The organism is Falsiroseomonas sp. HC035 (assembly GCF_050563525.1).
Taxonomy (GTDB): domain Bacteria; phylum Pseudomonadota; class Alphaproteobacteria; order Acetobacterales; family Acetobacteraceae; genus Falsiroseomonas.
Genome location: NZ_JBNXUN010000012.1, coordinates 37,986 through 51,448 on the forward strand (window position 1 = coordinate 37,986; position 13,463 = coordinate 51,448).

13 protein-coding genes are annotated in these 13,463 nt (G+C 71.9%); 8 read left to right on the forward strand and 5 right to left on the reverse strand.

Annotated elements, in window-relative coordinates; all coding sequences use genetic code 11:
* The first annotated feature begins 2 nt into the window (after positions 1 to 2).
* Positions 3 to 923 carry a LysR family transcriptional regulator gene (locus tag ACLF3G_RS21430; protein ID WP_430671444.1) on the forward strand — a complete coding sequence of 307 codons (921 nt, stop codon included), beginning with the start codon at positions 3 to 5 and terminating at the stop codon, positions 921 to 923.
* On the opposite strand, the gene ACLF3G_RS21435 is transcribed toward ACLF3G_RS21430, so the two are convergent.
* Entirely contained in the window at positions 890 to 1,297 is a 408-nt protein-coding gene (locus ACLF3G_RS21435) for a VOC family protein (protein WP_430671445.1), read from the reverse strand. The two genes, ACLF3G_RS21430 and ACLF3G_RS21435, sit on opposite strands and share 34 nt — an antisense overlap.
* A gap of 74 nt (positions 1,298 to 1,371) precedes the next feature.
* Between ACLF3G_RS21435 and ACLF3G_RS21440 the strand changes: the two genes are divergently transcribed.
* From ACLF3G_RS21440 to ACLF3G_RS21460, 5 genes are read left to right on the forward strand one after another with little or no spacing between them, the layout of a single operon-like run.
* Positions 1,372 to 2,769, forward strand: coding sequence for an ABC transporter substrate-binding protein (locus ACLF3G_RS21440; protein ID WP_430671446.1), 1,398 nt, complete (start codon positions 1,372 to 1,374; stop codon positions 2,767 to 2,769).
* Entirely contained in the window at positions 2,766 to 3,596 is an 831-nt protein-coding gene (locus ACLF3G_RS21445; RefSeq protein ID WP_430671447.1) for a sulfurtransferase, read from the forward strand. Before ACLF3G_RS21440 ends, ACLF3G_RS21445 begins: the two co-directional genes overlap by 4 nt.
* A complete protein-coding gene (locus ACLF3G_RS21450; RefSeq protein WP_430671448.1) occupies positions 3,593 to 4,708 on the forward strand; it encodes a MalY/PatB family protein in 1,116 nt (371 codons plus the stop codon). Before ACLF3G_RS21445 ends, ACLF3G_RS21450 begins: the two co-directional genes overlap by 4 nt.
* Before the next feature lie 31 nt (positions 4,709 to 4,739).
* Entirely contained in the window at positions 4,740 to 5,738 is a 999-nt protein-coding gene (locus ACLF3G_RS21455; RefSeq protein ID WP_430671449.1) for a Bug family tripartite tricarboxylate transporter substrate binding protein, read from the forward strand.
* A 17-nt stretch (positions 5,739 to 5,755) separates the two neighbouring features.
* On the forward strand, positions 5,756 to 6,451 hold the full coding sequence (locus ACLF3G_RS21460) for a haloacid dehalogenase type II (protein ID WP_430671450.1): 696 nt from the start codon (positions 5,756 to 5,758) through the stop codon (positions 6,449 to 6,451).
* Between the two features lie 19 nt (positions 6,452 to 6,470).
* Here the strand turns inward: ACLF3G_RS21460 and ACLF3G_RS21465 are convergent, their stop codons facing one another.
* The 3 genes from ACLF3G_RS21465 to ACLF3G_RS21475 are packed head-to-tail and all read right to left on the reverse strand — an operon-like array spanning position 6,471 to position 10,285.
* Positions 6,471 to 7,655, reverse strand: coding sequence for a mandelate racemase/muconate lactonizing enzyme family protein (locus ACLF3G_RS21465; protein ID WP_430671452.1), 1,185 nt, complete (start codon positions 7,653 to 7,655; stop codon positions 6,471 to 6,473).
* The gene (locus tag ACLF3G_RS21470; RefSeq protein WP_430671453.1) at positions 7,652 to 8,560 is read right to left on the reverse strand and encodes a dihydrodipicolinate synthase family protein; all 909 of its coding nucleotides are present in this window, start codon (positions 8,558 to 8,560) and stop codon (positions 7,652 to 7,654) included. The genes ACLF3G_RS21465 and ACLF3G_RS21470 overlap by 4 nt, the downstream gene beginning before the upstream one ends.
* Before the next feature lie 15 nt (positions 8,561 to 8,575).
* Positions 8,576 to 10,285: an SMP-30/gluconolactonase/LRE family protein gene (locus ACLF3G_RS21475; RefSeq protein WP_430671455.1), complete on the reverse strand. Its 1,710-nt coding sequence runs from the start codon at positions 10,283 to 10,285 to the stop codon at positions 8,576 to 8,578.
* A gap of 91 nt (positions 10,286 to 10,376) precedes the next feature.
* On the opposite strand from ACLF3G_RS21475, the gene ACLF3G_RS21480 reads away from it, so the two are divergent.
* Together ACLF3G_RS21480 and ACLF3G_RS21485 are read left to right on the forward strand one after the other, a co-directional pair.
* The gene (locus tag ACLF3G_RS21480) at positions 10,377 to 11,357 is read left to right on the forward strand and encodes a Bug family tripartite tricarboxylate transporter substrate binding protein (RefSeq protein WP_430671456.1); all 981 of its coding nucleotides are present in this window, start codon (positions 10,377 to 10,379) and stop codon (positions 11,355 to 11,357) included.
* A gap of 5 nt (positions 11,358 to 11,362) precedes the next feature.
* Entirely contained in the window at positions 11,363 to 12,316 is a 954-nt protein-coding gene (locus ACLF3G_RS21485) for a Bug family tripartite tricarboxylate transporter substrate binding protein (protein WP_430671457.1), read from the forward strand.
* 32 nt (positions 12,317 to 12,348) lie between these two features.
* Here the strand turns inward: ACLF3G_RS21485 and ACLF3G_RS21490 are convergent, their stop codons facing one another.
* Positions 12,349 to 13,302, reverse strand: a complete 954-nt coding sequence (locus tag ACLF3G_RS21490) for a dihydrodipicolinate synthase family protein (protein ID WP_430671458.1) — start codon at positions 13,300 to 13,302, stop codon at positions 12,349 to 12,351.
* Between the last annotated feature and the right edge of the window lie 161 nt (positions 13,303 to 13,463).

Below are 13,463 nucleotides of genomic sequence, written 5' to 3' on the forward strand. Positions count from 1 at the left end.
ACATGCCCGACCTGAACTACCACCACCTGCGCTATTTCCGTGCCGTCGCGCATGAGGGGAACCTGACCCGGGCGGCCGGGCGGCTGAACCTGGCGCCCTCGGCCCTGTCGGCACAGATCCGCGCGCTTGAAGACCGGCTCGGCCATGCGCTGTTCGAGCGGCGCGGACGGCAACTTGTGCTGACCGAGGCCGGGCGCATCGCGCTGGCGCATGCCGACGTGATTTCCGCGGCGGCGGAGGATCTGCTCGCCACGCTGCGCGATACCGGGCGTGCGCAGACAATCCTGCGCGTCGGGTCGCTGGCAACACTGTCGCGCAACTTCCAGCTGACCTTCCTGCGCCCGGCGCTCGGCCGGCCCGATGTCGAGGTGGTGCTGCGGTCGGGCGGCATGGCGGAGCTGTTGCGTGCGCTGGAGACGCTCGACCTCGATGTCGTGCTGACCAGCGAGCCGCCCGCGACCGGGTCCGCCCGCGGCTTCGTGGTGCACCGCCTGGCGGAGGAGCCGATCAGCCTGATCGGGCGCCCGGCCCTCCTGGCCGGCCGCGCGACGCTGGCCGAGCGGCTGGCCGCCGCGCCTCTGATCCTGCCGACGCCCGAGAGCGGGCTGCGGGCCGGGTTCGAGGCGCTGCGCGAGCGCCTCGGCATCCGGTTGCAGATCGCGGCCGAGGTGGACGACATGGCCATGATGCGCCTGTTGGCGCGCGAAGGCGTCGGGCTGGCCGTGTTGCCGCCCATCGTGGTGCGCGACGAACTGGCCTCGGGCGAGTTGCTGGAGGCGGAACGCGTGCCGGGCCTGGTGCAGCCCTTCCACGCCGTCACCGTGCCGCGGCGCTTCCCGAACCCGCTGCTGCGCGAATTGCTGGGCGTGGCCGGCGTCGGCGCCGCCACTCAGCCGCGGCGCGGCCCCCTTCCCTCGGGGTAGGGCCAGCGCGGGTCGTTGAATTCCTGGATTTCCAGCCAGTAGCCGATCGGGTCCTTGAAGAAGGCGGAATAGATGGTGCGGCCGCCGAGCATGTTGGGCGGACCGTCGAACGCGACGCCACGCGCCAGCAGGTACTGGTACATCTCCTCCACATCCTCGACGAGGAAGGTGAACATCATGCCCTTGGTGCCGCGCGGGCGGCCTTCCTTGTTGCAGACGCCGAGGAAGCCGGTCGGGCTGACCTGGAAGATGCGGCAGACCCCCTGGTCCAGCACCTGCTTCAGGCCCAACACGTCGCGGTAGAATGCCGCATGGGTGTCCAGGTCGTCGCTGTAGAGCCAGACGACATTCTGCTCGATGAAGGGGGGTCGCATGGTTCCGGCCTCGCAGCGGTGGTAAGGCAGCATTGCTCGCGGCGGCGGGCGCGGCAATGACGGCGAGGACGACGATGAACCGGCTGACCGTGGCGCTCGACCGCGTCTATTTCCCGCCGCGCGGGCGCATCACGGACGATACCTCCGTCCTCACGCTGCGCTCGCTGGTGTTCGAGCCGCTGTGCCAGTGGCGGGACGGGGCGGTCGGGCCAGCGCTGTTCGTGTCCTGGCGGCATGATGCGGAGGGTCGCGTCTGGCATTTCTCGATCCGCCCCGGCGCGCGCTTCCACGACGGCCTCGCCTGCACGGTGGAGCATGTGCGGGACAGCATCGCGGCGACGCTGGAAGGGCGCGACATGTTCGGCATGCCCTGGTCCTACGCCCGCTACCTGGCCGGTGCGCGGATCGAGGCGGCGGACGCGATGACGCTGCGCATCGCGACGCCGGAGCCGCTGGCGGACCTGCCGGAGATTCTCGCCGAGTTCTTCGTGGCGCGTGACGCGCCGGACGGCCAGGCGCTGATCGGTACCGGGCCGTATTGCGTGGCGGCGCTGCGCGACGATGCCGCGGTGGACCTGGACGCCGTCGAGGCCGGCAGGCAGCCGGCGCGGCTGCGGTTCGTCGCGGAGAAGGGTGCGGAGGCGCGCTTCGCCATGCTGCTGGACGGCAGCGTCGATGTCGCGCTGAACCTGGATCGGCGCGCGGCGGCACCGGGCGGGCACGGGCTGCGGTGGGGCCGGGTGCCGACGACGCTGTCCGTGATGTTCTACCTCAACTGCACGGCCGGGCTTTTCGCTTCGCGCAAGGCGCGGCTGGCCGCGAACCTGGCGGTGGACCGGCCGGCAATCCTGCGGCACCTGTTCCACGGACTGGGCGTGCCGGCCGCGAGTATCGTCAGCCCCTTCCACCTCGGCATGGCGGAGGCTGGTCTGGCACGGATCCCGTACGACCCGGACCGCGCCCGGAGGCTGTTCGCTGAAGCAGGCGCCGGGGCCGAGATCCTGATCCGCACGCCGACCCACATGCCGGAACGCGCGCCGGACATCGCGGCGATGGTGGCGCGCGACTTGGCCGAGGCCGGATGCCCGGCACGGATCGAGGTGGTGGAGGATCGCCCGGACTACGCACGGCAGGTCGGCGACAAGCGCATCGGCGACATGGCGATTTTCGACAGCTCGCCGCACAGCACCTTCCGCGTCCTGAACGACAAGATCTCCGCCGCCTCCTGCGGCATCTGGTGGCAGGGCCATGACGACCCGGCGCTGGAGCCGATGATCCTGGCGGCGAACCACACGATGGAGCATGACGCGCGGGCGGCGGCCTATGCGCGCTGCCTCGCCCGGCTGCAGGCGGACCCGCCCTGGCTCTATCTGTTCCACCCGGAGGAGTCCTATGCCGCGCGGCCGGGCGTGACGGGGCTGACGATGGACCATCGCGGCGTGCTGGGTTTCGGCGGAGGAGAACGAGGATGAACGCGCGCGACAAGGTGCTGGTCACGGCCGCGGCGCTCGGGCGGATGCTGGCGGAAGGCGCGCCGGTTGCGGTGCTGGCTATCCGCAACGGCCCCGGCGACTGGGCCGGCGTGCCACGGATTCCGGGTGCGATGGATGTGGACCTGCCGACGGAACTCGCAGCCCCCGGCGGCGGCACCCGCGGCAGCCGCCCGCTGCCCGACATCGCGGAGTTGCAGCGCCACGCGCGGCGCTGGGGGCTGCGGAGCGGCGTGCCGGTGGTGGTCTATGACCATGATCGCGGGCTGGTCGCGGCGCGCGCCTGGTGGGTGCTGCGCTGGGCCGGACTTGCCGATGTGCGGCTGCTGGATGGCGGCTTCGCGGCCTGGCAGGCGGCGGGACTGCCCGTGGCGCGGGAGCCAGGGCAACTGGAGCCGGGGGAGGTCACGCTCGCGCCGGGACACCTGCCGGTGCTGGACGCGGATGCCGCGGCGGCGTTGGCGCGGGACGGCCTGCTGCTCGATAGCCGGGTGCGGGTGAACTACATCGGCGGGCCGGGCGAGCCGCGCCGCGGGCACATCCCGGGCTCGGTCAGCGCGCCGGCGGCGGATGTGCTGACGGAGGCCGGGCATTTCGCGGATGCCGCGACGCTGCGGCATCTGTATGCAGCGCTGGGCGCGGACGGGGCCAGCCCGGTCGGCGTCTCCTGCGGGGCCGGCATCTCCGCCGCGCATTCGGTGCTGGCGCTGGCCTCCATCGGCATCGAGGCGGCGATGTTTCCCGGCTCCTGGTCTGCTTGGGCGGCCGATCCTGCGCGACCGGTGGTCGTGGGAGCGCGGCCGGTATGATCCCGGATTTCGCCGGAGCCCCGCCGCGCCTCGGCACCGACTCCACCAAGTGGTCGCGCTATGCGCCGGATGTGCTGCCGATGTGGGTGGCGGACATGGATGTGCCGGTGGCGCCACCCATCGCGGACGCCCTGGCGGAGCGCCTGCGGCACCCGGTCTTCGGCTATGCCGCGGTGTCCGACCGGGTGCGGCAGGTGATCGCGGACCGGATGGGCGCGCGCCATGGCTGGGCCGTCTCGCCGGAGCATGTGGTGCTGCTGCCCGGCGTGGTGCCGGGCTTCAACATGGCCGCGCGCGCCCTGGTCCCGGCGGGTGGCGGCCTGCACTACCACGCGCCAACCTACCCGCCGATCCGCGCCGTCGCCGCGCATTGGGGCCTGCGCGACGCGCCGCTGCCGGTTGAGTCCGATGCCGCAGCGCTGCGCCGGGCGATGACGCGCGACGATGCCTTCCTGCTGTGCAACCCGCACAACCCGACCGGCCATGTCTATTCGCGCGCGGAGCTGGAGGCGCTGGCGCAGGCCTGCCTTTCCGCCGGCGCCTGGATCATCTCCGACGAGATCCATTGCGACCTGCTGTTCGACGGACGCCGGCACGTGCCGATCGCGTCGCTGGCACCGGAGGTCGCGGCGCGCACGGTCACGCTGATGTCGCCGGGCAAGGCCTTCAACATCGCCGGCCTGAAGATCGCCTTCGCCATCATCCAGGACACCGCGCTGCGCGACCGCGTACAGGCCTGCCGCCTTGGCATGGTGGATCAGGGCAGCGGCCTGGGGCTGCTGGCGATGCAGGCGGCCTTCACGCAATGCGATGCCTGGCTCGATGCGCTGGTTTCGTACCTGCAAGCCAATCGCGACCACCTGGTGCAGCGTCTGGGCCGCCTGCCGGGCCTGCGCGTCTCGGCGCCGGAGGCCACCTTCCTCGCCTGGCTCGACCTGCGCGAAGCCGGGCTTGGCGCCGATCCGGCGCGGGTGCTGCTGGAACGGGGTCAGGTCGCGCTGAACCCGGGCGCGGATTTCGGCGCGCCGGGCTTCGCACGGCTGAACTTCGGCTGCCCGCGCAATTTGCTGGACGAGGGCATTGCGCGCATCGCCGCCTGCATCCCAACATGACGCCGCCAACACGACCCGCAGGAGATGGCCCATGCTGACCCGCCGCGCCCTGGGCTTGCTGCCCGCCGGCCTGCTGACTACGGGCCTGCTGACTACGGGCCTGCTCGCCACGCCATCCCTGGCCCAATCGCCCTGGCCAAGCCGCCCGGTGCGCCTGGTGGTGGCCTTCCCGGCCGGTGGGCTGTCCGACCGCATGGGGCGGATCGTGGCGGAGGTGCTGAGCGCCGGCCTCGGCCAGAATGTCTTCGTGGACAATCGCGGCGGCGCCGGAGGCACGGCGGGCACGCGGCAGGCGGTGACGGCGCCGCCGGATGGCTACACGCTGGCCTTCGCGGCGCCTTCCACCCACATCACCGGGCCATTGCTGTACCCCAATCCCGGCTATGACGGCGTCGCGGATGTGGCGCCGGTGGGGTCCTTCGCGCAGATCGGCAGCATGGCGGTGGTGCATCCCTCCGTTCCCGCGACCACCGTCGCGGAACTCGTGGCGCATTGCCGCGCCAATCCGGGCCGCCTGAACTTCGGCTCGGCGGGCACCGGCGGGTCGGTGCATCTCGCGGGCGAGTTGTTCAAGTCGATCGCCGGGGTGGACATCGTGCATGTGCCCTATCGCGGCGGGTCGCTGATGCTGCAGGACCTGCTGGCCGGCCGCATCCAGATCGCCTTCGACAACACGCCGCAGATCCTGCCGCATGTGCGCTCCGGCGCCGTGCGCGGGCTTGCGGTCACGACGCGCGAACGCACCCGCTTCGCGCCGGAGTTCCCGACGATGATCGAGGCCGGCGTGCCGGATTTCGAGATCAGCAGCTGGTTCGGCGTTACCGCGCCGAAGGGCACGCCGCCCGAGATCATCGCGCGCCTGAACGGCATCCTGCGCGAGGCGGTGGCCGGCCCCGCCCTGGCCGCGACGCTGGAGGTGCTGAACGCGGAGCCGCTGGCGCTGGCGCCGGAGGCTTTCGGCAGCTTCATGCAGGGGCAGCGGACGCGCTTCGGCGAGATCATCGAGCGCCTCGGCATCAAGGCCGAGTAAGAGGGCGAAGCTGAGCCATGACCGGCAGCCTCCCCTTCAGCGGCATCCGCGCCTGCGTCTTCGACGCGTATGGGACGCTGTTTGATTTCGCCGGAGCCGCTTCCGCCTGTGTCGATGTGCTGGGCGACAAGGCCGGCCCGCTGACCGTGCTGTGGCGCGACAAGCAGTTGCAGTATTCCTGGCTGCGCGGGTTGCAGGGCCGCTACGTGCCGTTCTGGCAGGTCACCGGGGACGCGTTGGACTACGCGCTCGAGACCCTCGGCCTGCCGCAGGACGGCGTGCTGCGGGATCGCCTGATGAATCTGTACCGGACGCTGGGCACCTTCCCGGATGTGCCGGACGTGCTGCGCCGCCTGAAGCAGGCCGGCTTCGTCACCGCCATCCTGTCCAACGGATCGCCGGACATGCTGCGCGACGCGGTGGAGGGCGCCGGCCTGGACAAGCTGCTCGACCACGTGCTGTCGGTGGAGGAGGTGCGCAGCTTCAAGCCGGATGCCCGCGTCTACCAGCTCGCGGTCACACGCCTCGGCGTGCCGGCGGAGGCGATCGCCTTTCAATCCTCCAACGCCTGGGACGCCCATGCCGCATCGGCCTTCGGCATGCGCGTGGCCTGGTGCAACCGCTACGGCCAGCGGCGGGAACGGCTGCCGGGCGCGCCGGAGCACGAGATCCGCAGCCTCGCCGAATTGCCCGCGCTGCTGGGTGCGGCCTGAACGCACAGCCGGCCGGTCGCTACGCGTCCATCTCGGCCAGCAGTGCCGCGGAGGGCTCGACCCCCAGCCCCGGCCCATCCGGCAGCGTGTAGAACCCGGCCTCGCACTGCATATGGGCGCTGCCGGTCGGCCGGGTCAGGCGCAGGTTGGGGTCGAAGATGCTGTGCTGGTATTCGTGCCATGGCAGCTTCTGCAGGGTGCTGGCCGCCTGCAGGCTGGCCGCCATGAACAGGCCGATGCCAATCGCCGCATGCGGCATCACCGCCACATGGTGCGCGTGGCACAACGCGCCAATCCGGGAGAACTCGGTGATGCCGGTGTGGCCCATCTCCGGCTGGCCGATCGCCATGCAGCGATGCTGCAGGCGCGGCAGCCATTCGAAGACGGTGCGCAGTTCCTCCCCCAGCGCGACCGGCACGCCGACGCCGCGCGCCACTTCCGCGACGCCTTGGACATCCTCAGGCGCGCAGGGCGCCTCGGCGAAGGCGAGGCCGTGTGGTTCCAGGCGGCGGATCAGGCGGATCGCCTCGGCGGCGCTGTTCTTCCAGTGCAGGTCGGCCATTATGGCAGCCTTCGGGCCGAGCCCCTCGCGCAGCGCCGCGATCTCGGCCTCCGCCCCGTCATCGGCGACGACGGCGGCGAATTTGAAACCGGCGAAGCCGCGCGCCTGCCAGTCGCGCGCGAAATCCACGCGCTCGGACAGCGTGGCGCGCGGCAGGCCAGAGACGTAGGCGGGAAGGCGCGCGTGCCGCCGCCCGCCCAGCAGTGTCGAGACCGGCACGCCGAGCCGTCGCCCGAGCAGGTCCCACAACGCGATGTCGACGGCCGCGAGCGCATCCAGGTAGAAGCCGCCGAAGAAGCCGCGCACGCGCATCAGGTCGTACAGGTCTTCATGGATCACCGCCGGTGCGGAGGGGTCGCGGCCCTCCAGTACGGGCGCCAGTACGTCGTCCACGATGGCGCGCACCGCCTCCGGCGCCACGATGCCGTAGGTCTCGCCCCAGCCGGTCAGGCCGTGCTCCGTGTCGATGCGCAGCACGATGCTGCGGTCCTGCGTCGGGTACAGCGTGCGGTTGCCGAGGCGGACGATGTAGCCCGCGCGGTTGACGAACTCTCCCTCGCGCAGCGGACCGAGATAGGGCACGTCGCGCGGGATGGCGATGACATGCGCGGTGACCCGCGTGATCCGATCCGGGCCTCTCATGGCTTGTGGATGGTCATGACCGGCGCCGCCGTCGCGATGAGTTCGGACAGTTCCGCCAGGTCGCCCGCATCGAAACGCGGTCCCGCGGCGCGTGCGCCGACATGCGCCAGCAGCCCGCGGCGCCGCAGCACCTCCTTCGTCGCGCGGACCCGGAAGGTCATCTGCAGCATCAGCAGCGGCAGCGTCGCCGTGTAGATGCGCCGCGCCTCCGCGCGGTCGCCGCGCGTCCAGGCCCGCCACAGCGCCGCATGCGCATCGGCCAACTCCAGCGCCGGCATCGTGCCGTTGGCGCCGCGTGCCAGCTCATCCAGCACGAAGCGCGCGCCAGCGCCGCCCATCACGCCATCCAGCCCACCCTGCACGGCGGCCAGGATGCGGGTGACGTGCTGGCCGCAGGGCAGCGTTTCCTCCTTCACGTAGCGGATCGCCGGCACCGCCGCGGCCACCGCCGCCACCGCTTCCGGTGACAGCGCCGCGCCGTTCGGCGCCGGCGCGTTCTGCAGCATGATGACCAGGCCCGGCGCTGCCTCCGCCACGGCGCTGAAGAAGGCGACCTGCTTCGCCACGTCCTGACCGGCCTGCGGCGGCGCCATGATCATGGCGCAGGTGGCGCCGACCGCCATGCCCTCCCACGCCCGCGCTGCGCTTTCGGCCGGATCGGCATGCGACGCCCCGACGATGAAGGGCAGCCGCCCGGCGAGATGTGCGCCGAGCACGGCGACCATCTGCCCACGCTCCGCGGCGCTCAACGTCTCCACTTCGCTGGCCATGCCGGGGAACACCACGCCATCGACGCCAGCTTCCACCGCGAAGTCGATCAGCCGCCGGAACGCGGCCTCATCCACCGCATCCTCCGGCGTGAACGGCGTCGGCAAGACAGGAAAGACGCCAGCAAGCTTGGTCATGACGAGCGAAAATCCTCAGCCGTTGAAGGAGGGTTCGGACAGGCCACGCGCACCGCCCGTGTCGATGGCGAAAACGGAGCCCGAGAGTGGCGCCTCCGCGAGTTCGGCGGCGGACAGCCGCACGCGCGCACTGGTGACAAACAGCGTGCCGAGGTCCTTGCCGCCGAAGGCGCAGCTCGTCGGGCGCGGCACCGGCAGGTTCACCGCCCGGTCCAGCGTGCCGTCCGGCCAATAGCGCGCGACGCGCCAGCCATCCCACAGGGCCACCCAGACTCCACCCTCGGCATCCACCGTCAGCCCATCCGGCACGCCCTCGCCCTCCGCGAATGCGACGAAGGGGCGGCGGTTGGCGACGGTGCCGCCGGCCAGGTCGAAGTCGAACACGTCGATGCGGCGGCGGCCGCTATCGGCCAGGTACAGCCGCGCATCATCCGGACTGAAGCCGATGCCGTTGGCGACATGCAGCCCCGCCTGCATCACCCGCACCTGACCGGACGCATAGATGCGGTGCAGTGCGCCGGCATCCGGCGTCGAATCCAGCGCGAGCGAGCCGACCCAGAAGCGCCCGGCGCGGTCACACTTGCCGTCGTTCAGGCGCAGGGAAGCTCCCTCCGCGATCGGTGCCGCCAACACCCGGCCGAGCCCCGCTGCATCCAGCAGCCGCAGGCCGGACCGCGCGGCGGCGACCAGCCCGCCGCCACGGCGCGGTGCCAGGGCGGCGACCAACTCCTCCACCGGGATCACCGCATCGGCGCCGGTCGAAGGGTCGCTGACATGCACGGCCGGCGCCAGGATATCGACCCAGTGCAGGCGGTCTTCGTGCCACAGCGGTCCTTCGCCCAGCAGCGCCTCCGCCCGCACGGCCAGCGTCACGCCATCGGACACGCTGGCCGGGCGCGGCGCCACGGTCAGCGTCATGGCGGATTGCGCGGCGTTGCCGGAGATGCGGCGCGCCGCCTCCATCACCTCCCGTCCCAGCGCATGCAGCCGCGCCTCGCCGAGCCGGAAAGCGGGGCCGACGAGGCAGATGGTACCGAGCGGTCGCGCGCGGCGATCCAGCACCGCGGCGGCCACCGCATTCACCCCAGCCGAGGCTTCCTCCAGCGACAGCGCGTAGCCGCGCGCCGCCACCAGGGCCAACTCCCGCTCCAGGGCTGGCAATTCGGTGATGCTGCGCGGGCCAGGTGCGGCCAGCGGCATCAGGCGGTCCAGCAGCAGGCGGCGCTCCGCGGCCGGAAGCTGCGCCAGCATCGCCTTGCCGCAGGCGCTGGCGTGGGGCAGGGCGCGGGCGCCGACGCGGTTGACCAGGCGCACCGCCTCCTGTTCCGCATCGCGCTGGTCCACATACAGCACGCCATCGCCATCCAGCACCGCCAGCCGCGCCGTCTCCCCGGCCATGCGGGCTAGGCGCTCCAGCTCCGGCGCCGCGGTTGCGCGCAGGTCGAAGCCGTCCCAGACGCGATGTGCCATCTCCAGGAAGCGGGCGCCGAGGGCGTAGGTCTGCGTCGCCGGCTCATGCCGCAGCAGCCGCGCCTCGACCAGCGCGGCCAGGATTCGGTGCGCCGTGGGGCGGGCCAGGCCGGCGCGGTCGGCGATCTCGGCGAAGCGCAGCGGGGCGGGCGCATCGGCCACCAGGCCGAGCAACGCGATGCCACGGGTCAGCGCCTGGGTGCCGGGCACCGAGGCCGCCTCCTCCTCCGCCTCCATGGGCCTGCTGCGCGCCATGCGTCTCCCCGATTGACCGTCTCCGGCTGTGTCCATATCGTGGAACCAAGTTCCAAGTCACGCAAGACACCAAGGAACGGAGGAAGTCCCGATGCGCCGCCGCCAGCTCGCAGCAATCAGCCTCGCCGCCCTCGCCGCGCCCTCGATCGCCCGGGCCCAGGCGGCCTGGCCGAGCCGGCCGGTGCGCTTCATCATCCCGTTCCCGCCTGGCGGCGCGGCGGACCTGGTCGGCCGCATGCTGGCGGCGCATTTCCAGACGGCGTTCGGGCATGGCTTCGTGGTGGAGAATCGCGGCGGCGCCGGCAGCGCCATCGGCGTCGATGCGCTGGCCAAGGCGCCGGCGGACGGCACCGCCGTGGGCATGATCAACATCGCCGCCAACGCCATCCTGCCCGCGGTGCGCAAGGTGCCGCTGCCCTACCGCCCGATCGAGGATTTTGCCCCCATCTCGAACCTGGCGGTGACGCCGGCCCTGCTGCTGGTCAATCCGCGCAAGCTGCCGGATGTGAGGACGGTGGCGGACCTGGTCGCGGCGGCGAAGGCCCGGCCGGAGGCAATCAACTTCGGCTCCTCCGGCGTCGGCTCCTCGCTGCATCTCGGCATGGAGCTGTTCATGGCCAAGGCCGGCATCCGCATGACGCATGTGCCCTTCGCCGGCGGCGGGCCGCTGCTGCAGGCGCTGCTGGCCGGTACCATCGATGCCTCGCTCGATGTCGCGGCCACGACGACGCAGCTGATCCGCGACGGCCAGATCCGCGCGCTGGCCACGACGGCGCCCGCGCGCATGCCGGCCTACCCCGACCTGCCGGCGCTGAATGAGACTTATCCGGGCGCGGAACTCGCCTCCTGGCACGGCCTCGCCGCACCGGCCGGCACGCCGGCACCGATCCTGGCGCGGCTTTCGGCGGAGACGCAGGCCTTCCTGCGCAGACCGGAGACGGTGCAGCGCTACGGGCAGCTTTCGCTGGAGATGCCGCAACACACCACGCCGGCCGATTTCAGCGCCTTCATGGCGCGTGAACTGGCCACCTTCCGTGACCTCGCCCGCGCCCAGAACATCGTGGTGGAGTGACGCGCATGCAGCGCCGCATCCTGCTGGCCGCCGGCCTCGGCCTGCCCTTCGCCGCGCAGGCGCAAGCCTGGCCGGAACGCCCAGTTACGCTGGTGGTGGGCTATGGCGCCGGCGGCGCGACGGACATCATCGCGCGAACCTTCGCGGAGCGCATGCAGCCGCTGCTCAGCCAGCCGATGGTGGTGCAGAACCAGCCCGGCGCCGGCGGCACCATCGCATCCGACCGCGTCGCCAAGGCGGCGCCGGATGGGCACACCATCATGCTGATCGCCAATGCGCATGCGGTGGCGCCCGGCCTGTATGCAAGGCTGCCCTACGATACGGCCGGAGACTTCGCGGCGGTGTTCTTCGCCGGCAATTCGGCGAATGCACTGGTGGTGCCCGTCGCCTCGCCGGATCGCGACCTGGCGGCGCTGGTCGCCCGCGGCAAGGCCGCCGCCCGGCCGTTGCAGACCGGCAGCGCCGCGCTGGCCGGCTGGCAGCCCGCGCACCAGATCATGAAGGAGGCCTTCGGCCTGACGCTGGAGCACGTGCCCTATCGCAGCGGCCCGCAGGGCCAGGCGGACCTGATCGCCGGGCGGCTCGACTTCATGGTGAGCAACGTGCTGGAGGTGGCGGAGCATGTCCGCGGCGGCCGGCTGCGGGCGCTGGCCGTCACCAGCCCGACGCGCAGCCCGATGCTGCCGGAGGTGCCGACCGTCGCGGAGCTTGGCGTCGCCGCGCTGCAATCCGATAGCTGGTTCGGCTTCCTCGCACCGCGCAACACGCCACCGGCGGCGCTGGAACGGCTGCACGCCGCCTTCACGCAGGTGGCGGCGGTGCCGGAGGTGCAGGCGCGCCTTGATACACTCGGCCTGATTCCGAAGCCGACGGGGCGGGAGGAATGGGGGCGCTTCTACCTGGCGGAGGTGGAGCGCTGGTCCGCCGTGCCGCGCCGGGCGAACATTCGCATCGAGTAGCGCCTGGGCGTCACGCGGCGCCCGTCTGGCGTTCAGTCGAGCCCGGCCAGGCCAAGCAGGGCAGGGGACAGCTTCGCCCCCGGCTCCGACGACAGCGGCCCCAGCAGCGCGTGGAAGCGCGCCAGCTCCTCCAGCCCGAAGGGTGTCACGGCGACCTCCGGCAGCCGCGGATGCACCTCCGGCCAGCCCATCCGCAGCGCCATCAGGCGCTTGCCATAGGCGATGAGCAGCGGCAGGGACCGCGACATGAAGACCACCACGGGCAGGATGGCGCGGTGCAGCGCCTCCGCCCGCTCGGTCTCACCGGACGACCACAGACGCCACAGCGCCACCTGCGCATCCACCAGTTCCGGCGCCGGGATCAGGCCCTGGCAGCCACTGCGCAGGTTGGTCGGCCATTCGATGCCACCATGGCCGGCAAAGACGTCGCAGGTCTTCGAAGCCTCCCGCGCGAAGGCCCCGACCGAGACGGCAGGGCCTTCCGCCTTCATGAAGCGGATGTTCGGATGGTTGCGGTGCAGTGCCAGCAGCGACTCGTTGGAGACCGAGACCTCCATGTTCAGCGGGTTGTTCTGCACGCCGACCGGTAGCGGCGAATGGTCCGCGACTTCGCCGAGGAAGCGCAGGATCTCGCGCTCCGCCACGCCCTTCACCGGCGGCGGCTGCAGCACCACCCAATCGGCGCCGCGGCGCTTCGCCTCCGTGATGAAGTCGAGTTGGCCGTGCACCGTGGCCTCGGCGACGGTCGCCATCAGCGGGACGCGCCCGGCGATGCGGGCGGCGGCCCAGCCGACCAGGTCCAGCCGTTCCTCGGTGGAAAGCCGGAACACCTCCGTCACCAGGCCGAGCAGGGCGATGCCATCGCAGCCGGCGGCCAGGCAAACATCCACCTGCCGGTCCAGCGCCGCCCGGTCCAGCCGTCCGTCGGGGCCGTAGAAGGCGTAGAGGATGGGGTGGACGCCCGACAGGCGGGGCAATGGGGGCACGTGGTGCGTCCTCCTGGCAGTGCCATTGGATGGAACATCGTTCCATTGTCCAGGAGCTTCGGGTCGGCGGTGCTGGCGCGTCAACCGCTCCGGTATTGCTGCGGCGCGGTTCCGCCACCACTGCGGCTATATTGGCGCAGGCCGCCAGCCGCACGCCGGTC

Bases quoted from the DNA above. Each gene is read 5' to 3' on its own strand.
- ACLF3G_RS21430 (WP_430671444.1), top strand. From the start codon at position 3: ATGCCCGACCTGAACTACCACCACCTGCGCTATTTCCGTGCCGTCGCG.
- ACLF3G_RS21435 (WP_430671445.1), bottom strand. From the start codon at position 1,297: ATGCGACCCCCCTTCATCGAGCAGAATGTCGTCTGGCTCTACAGCGAC.
- ACLF3G_RS21440 (WP_430671446.1), top strand. From the start codon at position 1,372: ATGAACCGGCTGACCGTGGCGCTCGACCGCGTCTATTTCCCGCCGCGC.
- ACLF3G_RS21445 (WP_430671447.1), top strand. From the start codon at position 2,766: ATGAACGCGCGCGACAAGGTGCTGGTCACGGCCGCGGCGCTCGGGCGG.
- ACLF3G_RS21450 (WP_430671448.1), top strand. From the start codon at position 3,593: ATGATCCCGGATTTCGCCGGAGCCCCGCCGCGCCTCGGCACCGACTCC.
- ACLF3G_RS21455 (WP_430671449.1), top strand. From the start codon at position 4,740: ATGCTGACCCGCCGCGCCCTGGGCTTGCTGCCCGCCGGCCTGCTGACT.
- ACLF3G_RS21460 (WP_430671450.1), top strand. From the start codon at position 5,756: ATGACCGGCAGCCTCCCCTTCAGCGGCATCCGCGCCTGCGTCTTCGAC.
- ACLF3G_RS21465 (WP_430671452.1), bottom strand. From the start codon at position 7,655: ATGAGAGGCCCGGATCGGATCACGCGGGTCACCGCGCATGTCATCGCC.
- ACLF3G_RS21470 (WP_430671453.1), bottom strand. From the start codon at position 8,560: ATGACCAAGCTTGCTGGCGTCTTTCCTGTCTTGCCGACGCCGTTCACG.
- ACLF3G_RS21475 (WP_430671455.1), bottom strand. From the start codon at position 10,285: ATGGCGCGCAGCAGGCCCATGGAGGCGGAGGAGGAGGCGGCCTCGGTG.
- ACLF3G_RS21480 (WP_430671456.1), top strand. From the start codon at position 10,377: ATGCGCCGCCGCCAGCTCGCAGCAATCAGCCTCGCCGCCCTCGCCGCG.
- ACLF3G_RS21485 (WP_430671457.1), top strand. From the start codon at position 11,363: ATGCAGCGCCGCATCCTGCTGGCCGCCGGCCTCGGCCTGCCCTTCGCC.